Genomic DNA, 5,035 nt, shown 5'->3' on the forward strand with positions numbered 1-5,035 from the left:
GGCCGGCGAACCCGCCGCGCGCGATGCGCTGAGCATCGCCCTCAAGGACGGCGACGCCGACGTGCGGGCCTACGCGCGCCGCGCGCTCGACCACGCGCGATCGACTGTGCGCTGAGGGCTTTCAGTGTGCGCTCAGGGCGGCGACACGGCGGTAAGCCCCGCCTTGGCCGCACACCCGTTCAGCGCAGGATCCTCGCGTAGAGCAGGCTGTCCTGCGGTTCGAGCCCCAGGTTGGGGTAGACCGCGTGGCGGGCCAGGCGCCCCTCCAGCACGAACCCGGCGCGCTCCAGCAACCGGGCCGAGCGCTCGTTGTCGACGTTGCACGTGGCCCACACCCGATACACGGCCCGGTCGCTGTCGAGCGCGGTCAGCAGCATGTCGAGCACCTCGCCCATCAGGCCCTTGCCCCACCATCGGCGGCCGAGGCAGTAACCGATCTCCACCGAGTGCGGCACCGGGCGCCGGCAACTGGTCAGCCCGACCACCTCACCGCTGTGCCGCAATTCGATCGCCCACGTCCGCTCGTCGGGGGTGGCGTTGAGCTTTTCGGTGATCACCCGCCGCGTCGCCGCCACGTCGGGATGCGGCGCCCACATCAGGTACCTGGTGACCTCGGGATCGCGGGCGACCCGCTGGAACAGCGCGCCGGCGTCCTCGAGCACGGGCCTGCGCAGCACGAGGCGGGGTCCGGTGATGCGGTCGGGCGGGTAATCGACCACGTCAGAGGCCGAGCGCTTGATAGGTCCGCCGGACGAATTTCGGTTGCGCCGATTGCAGTTTCGCCAGCGACGTGTTGCCGGCGATCGCCGCCGCCACGTCCGCGGACATGTCGGGCAGGTTCTGCACCAGGTACAGCAGAACCAGGTCGGCGGTCGGGTCGGCCTGCCACCACGTCCCGTAGGCGCCCGGCCAGCTGAACGTCCCGAGCCCGCCCGGCCCGAACAGCGGCGCGCTGCGGGCGGGGTCGGTAACCACCGACAGGTTCAGTCCGAAGCCGCGGCCGACCCAATAGGGCGCCCCGAGGAAGTCGTGGCGCTTCTGTTCGTCGGTGAGCCGGTCGGTCCGCATCAGGCGGGCCGACTCGGGGGAGAGCACCCGTACGCCGTCGATCGTCCCGTCGCCCAGCAGCATCCGCACGAATCGCAGGTAGTCGTCGGCGGTCGACCACAGCCCGCCGCCGGCGTTGCAGAAGGACGGCGGCTTGATGTGTGGCGGCCCCATCGCGTCATGGTGCAGCCGGCCCTGCCCGTCGAGCCGGTACATGGTCGCCGCGCGGCGGCGCGCGTCGGGGGACACGAAGAATCCGGTGTCGGGCATGCCGACCGGACCCAGGACCCGTTCGTCGAGCACCTCGTTGAACGGTTTGTCCTCGATGCGCGACGCGATCACGCCGAGCAGGTCGATGGAGTGGCTGTAGGTGAGCCGGTCACCGGGCTGATGCACCAGCGGCAGCTTGGCCAGCTCGGCGAGCCAGGCGTCCGGGCCCTGGTTGAACGGCAGCCGCACGTAGGCCTTCGCGATCGGCCCGGACACCGAGAAGCCGTAGGCCAGGCCGCTGGTGTGGGTGAGCAGGTCCTCGATCAGGATGGCGCGCCCGAGCGGGTGCGTGCGGTCGAGCGGGCCGTGCGGGTCGTCGAGCACCCGCACGCCGGCCAGCTCCGGCGCCCAGCGCACGACCGGGTCCTTCAGCGTCAGCTTGCCCTCGTCGACCAGGCTCATCACCGCTGCGACGGTGACCGGCTTGGTCATCGACGCGATCCGGAACAGCGTGTCGCGCTGCATCGGCAGGCCGGCGTCCACGTCGCGGTAACCGATTTCGTTGACCTGCAGGATTTCTCCGCGCTGCCAGATCAGCGTCAGCGCGCCGGCGAGCAGCCCCGCGTCGACCACTTCGCGAATGGAGGCCGCATTGACGTCGAGATTCACCCGGTCAGGTTAGCTCCGGGCCGCGGGGAGCCCCGGCCAAGGCCTCGTCCACGGTGGGGTAGAGGTCGATGAACTCGTCGAGCCCGACGATGCGCAGCGGCCGGCTGGTGGCCGAACCGTCGGCCGCGACGCGCAGCGAGGTCGGGCTGTTCTCGGTCAGCCGATGTACCTCGACCAGCACGGTGATGCCCGCGGAGGACAGGAAGTCGACCTCGGTGAGGTCGATGACCAGCACCGCGGGCGTGCCGGCCAGGGCGACGTCGATGTGGGTGGCCAGCGACGGTGCGGTGATGATGTCCACCACGCCGCTGACCTGCAACACCACCGCATCCCCGGCTTCGCGGCGGGTTACCCAGAACTCCTCGCTCACGCTCCGAACGTACTTTCTTCTCGGCGGCGGCCGACCACCCGGGCCGAAAACCCGCGGTCGCGACGAGCGGCCGGTTCGGTCAGCGCCGTCGCGCCCGGACGTACCAGAACGCCATCTCGACTTCGGCGCCGTCCACTTCCCGGCGCATCGTCGCGGGCTGAAGCGACTCGATGTCCCACCCCGCGCCGCCGAGCACGTCCCGCAGCGTCTGCTCCGAGACCGCCGGCCGGGGCCAGCGCTCGTCGGGGGCGTTCGCGTCCGAGAAGCAGCTCATCAACAACGTGGCGCCCGGTCTGGTCGCCCGGTGTACCGCGGCGGCGTAGCTGCGTTTGCCGTCGTCGTCGAGGCAGTGGAACATGCCGCTGTCGATCACGGTGTCGAAGGCGTCGGAATAGCCCTCCAGGTTGGTGGAGTCGGCCACCGCGAACGTGACGTCGGCTCCGGCGTCATTTGCACGGCGCTGGGCGGTCAGCAGCGCGGCGGGCGAGATGTCCAGCCCGGTGACTCCGAAGCCGTTGCGAGCCAGATAGATGGCGTTGTCGCCGAGCCCGCAGCCGATGTCGAGGACCTCGCCGTGGATCCAGCCGCCGTCGTGCCAGGCGACGACGCTGTCTTTGGGCGCCTTGGTATCCCAGGGGGGTGTGGCCATCGGTGGGATGCCTTCGCCGGGGCTTTCGCCGCGGTAGAGCGCGTCGAAGTCCATTCGCTGCATTCGGGAGAATCCAGAGCCCGTCATTTTCGCCAGGGTAGCGCGACACGGCGTCGCCGCGAGGCGGGCACGAACCGCCCCGGCCGCGTGGCAACGCGGCGTCGTATCGAGGCCAAAATTTCATGACGGTTTCGGTTGGGCAAAGGTACTGCAGCGTGCCGCGATGCGCCGGTCGATAACGCCCGCTTGCCTTTAATGTGGGCCGCATGGCCGAACTGAACAAATGCGTGAAGCGCTGGCGCACAGCCCTTCACGTATCCGTGTCGGCATTGCTGGTCGCCACCTTCGGACTCGCCGTCATCCCGGCGGCTCATGCGGCCGCGCCCGCCTCGGCGACGCTGTCGGTGGAACATGCGTGGCAGACCGGTTTCATCGCCAACTTCACCGTCACCAACTTGAGCCTGGTGCCGCTCACCGATTGGCGGATTGACTTCGACATGCCGGCCGGACAATCCGTCCTGCACACCTGGAACAGCAACATCACCCAATCGGGCACCCACTTCACCCTTACCCCCGCGAACTGGAATCGCAGCATCGCACCCGGCGGTTCGGCGACGGGCGGCATGAGGGGCGCGCTGACCGGTTCCTTCACACCCCCGTCGAATTGCGTGCTCAACGGGCAAGTTCCCTGCACCTAGGGGCGGTCTCGCGGCCCTCGCCGCGGTAGAGCCGGAGTCCGTTCGCCCCTCCCGGGCGACGGCTGAGCCCGTCATACCCACGCCGTGAAGCGCAACGAGTTGTCGCTACGAGGCGGGCACAGCGGGCGCCGACTCCCGGCGAGACGCCTGGGACGGGTGGGGCACGGCGGGCGATCCGGGATTGCGCACTCGTGCCCCGCGCCGGCGCTCCGCCAGAGAGGTGTTACGCTGCCGGGCAGTCGACATCCTTTAACGATCCGTCCCGCGAGGCGGAGAAGGAGGTCAAGTCTCGCATGGGTGCTGTGGACGAGAGCGGCTCAAGCCGCGGGTCCCGGGAACTGATGTCGGCGGCCGACGTGGGCCGCACCATTTCCCGTATCGCACATCAGATCATCGAAAAGACCGCGCTGGACGGACCCGACGCGCCGCGGGTGGTGCTGTTGGGCATCCCGACCCGCGGCGTGATCCTGGCCGAGCGGCTGGCCACCCACATCGCCGAATTCAGCGGCGTGGAGGTGGGCCACGGGGGCCTCGACATCACGTTGTATCGCGACGATTTGATGCAGAAGCCGCCGCGGCCGCTGGAGGCCACCTCGATCCCGGCGGGCGGCATCGACGACGCGCTGGTGATTCTCATCGACGACGTGCTGTACTCCGGGCGCTCGGTGCGTTCCGCGCTGGACGCACTGCGCGACGTCGGCCGCCCCCGGGTGGTGCAGCTCGCGGTGCTGGTCGACCGGGGCCACCGCGAGCTCCCGCTGCGCGCCGACTACGTCGGCAAGAACGTTCCGACGTCGCGCAGCGAGAGCGTGCACGTGCTGCTCAGCGAGCAGGACGGGCGCGACGGGGTGGTGATCTCCCGATGACCCGGCACCTGCTGGCCGCCGGCGACCTGAGCCGCGACGAGGCCACCGCCATCCTCGACGACGCCGACCGCTTCTCCCAGGCGCTGGTCGGCCGCGAAATCAAGAAGCTGCCCACGCTGCGCGGGCGCACCGTCATCACGATGTTCTACGAGAACTCCACCCGCACCCGGGTTTCGTTCGAGGTGGCCGGCAAGTGGATGAGCGCCGACGTGATCAACGTCAGCGCGGCGGGATCGTCGGTGGGCAAGGGTGAGTCGCTGCGCGACACGGCGTTGACGCTGCGCGCGGCCGGCGCCGACGCGCTGATCATCCGGCACCCGGCCTCCGGTGCCGCGCACCTGCTGGCCGAATGGACCGGCAGCGCGAACGACGGCCCGTCGGTGATCAATGCGGGCGACGGCACGCACGAGCACCCCACCCAGGCGCTGCTGGACGCGCTGACCATCCGCCAGCGCCTCGGCGGCATCGAGGGCCGGCGCATCGTGATCGTCGGCGACATCCTGCACAGCCGGGTCGCCCGTTCCAA

At 69.9% G+C, this 5,035-nt stretch carries 6 protein-coding genes and 1 pseudogene; 3 read left to right on the forward strand and 4 right to left on the reverse strand.

Going from position 1 to position 5,035, the window contains the following annotated elements; genetic code table 11:
* Positions 1–179: 179 nt before the first annotated feature.
* The 4 genes from A9X03_RS27575 to A9X03_RS27590 all read right to left on the reverse strand — a co-directional run bounded on the left by A9X03_RS27575 (position 180) and on the right by A9X03_RS27590 (position 3,008).
* On the reverse strand, positions 180–719 hold the full coding sequence (locus A9X03_RS27575) for a GNAT family N-acetyltransferase (RefSeq protein ID WP_067752877.1): 540 nt from the start codon (positions 717–719) through the stop codon (positions 180–182).
* Between the two features lies 1 nt (position 720).
* Positions 721–1,926: a serine hydrolase gene (locus tag A9X03_RS27580; protein ID WP_067783382.1), complete on the reverse strand. Its 1,206-nt coding sequence runs from the start codon at positions 1,924–1,926 to the stop codon at positions 721–723.
* Positions 1,927–1,930: 4 nt separating this feature from the next.
* On the reverse strand, positions 1,931–2,296 hold the full coding sequence (locus A9X03_RS27585) for an STAS domain-containing protein (protein WP_067752883.1): 366 nt from the start codon (positions 2,294–2,296) through the stop codon (positions 1,931–1,933).
* Positions 2,297–2,375: 79 nt separating this feature from the next.
* Positions 2,376–3,008, reverse strand: a complete 633-nt coding sequence (locus tag A9X03_RS27590; protein WP_082954737.1) for a class I SAM-dependent methyltransferase — start codon at positions 3,006–3,008, stop codon at positions 2,376–2,378.
* 203 nt (positions 3,009–3,211) lie between these two features.
* Between A9X03_RS27590 and A9X03_RS27595 the strand changes: the two genes are divergently transcribed.
* The 3 genes and pseudogenes from A9X03_RS27595 to A9X03_RS27605 form a co-directional block, all read left to right on the forward strand.
* Positions 3,212–3,643 (forward strand): cellulose-binding domain-containing protein, encoded by a 432-nt coding sequence (locus A9X03_RS27595; protein ID WP_067783392.1) that lies wholly within the window; start codon positions 3,212–3,214, stop codon positions 3,641–3,643.
* Between the two features lie 293 nt (positions 3,644–3,936).
* Positions 3,937–4,509, forward strand: a complete 573-nt coding sequence (gene pyrR, locus A9X03_RS27600; protein ID WP_067752892.1) for a bifunctional pyr operon transcriptional regulator/uracil phosphoribosyltransferase PyrR — start codon at positions 3,937–3,939, stop codon at positions 4,507–4,509.
* Positions 4,506–5,035: pseudogene (locus A9X03_RS27605) on the forward strand (aspartate carbamoyltransferase); the annotation flags it as partial. The gene pyrR and the pseudogene A9X03_RS27605, both read left to right, overlap by 4 nt.

The organism is Mycobacterium sp. E1715 (genome assembly GCF_001667625.1).
Classification (GTDB): Bacteria; Actinomycetota; Actinomycetes; order Mycobacteriales; family Mycobacteriaceae; genus Mycobacterium.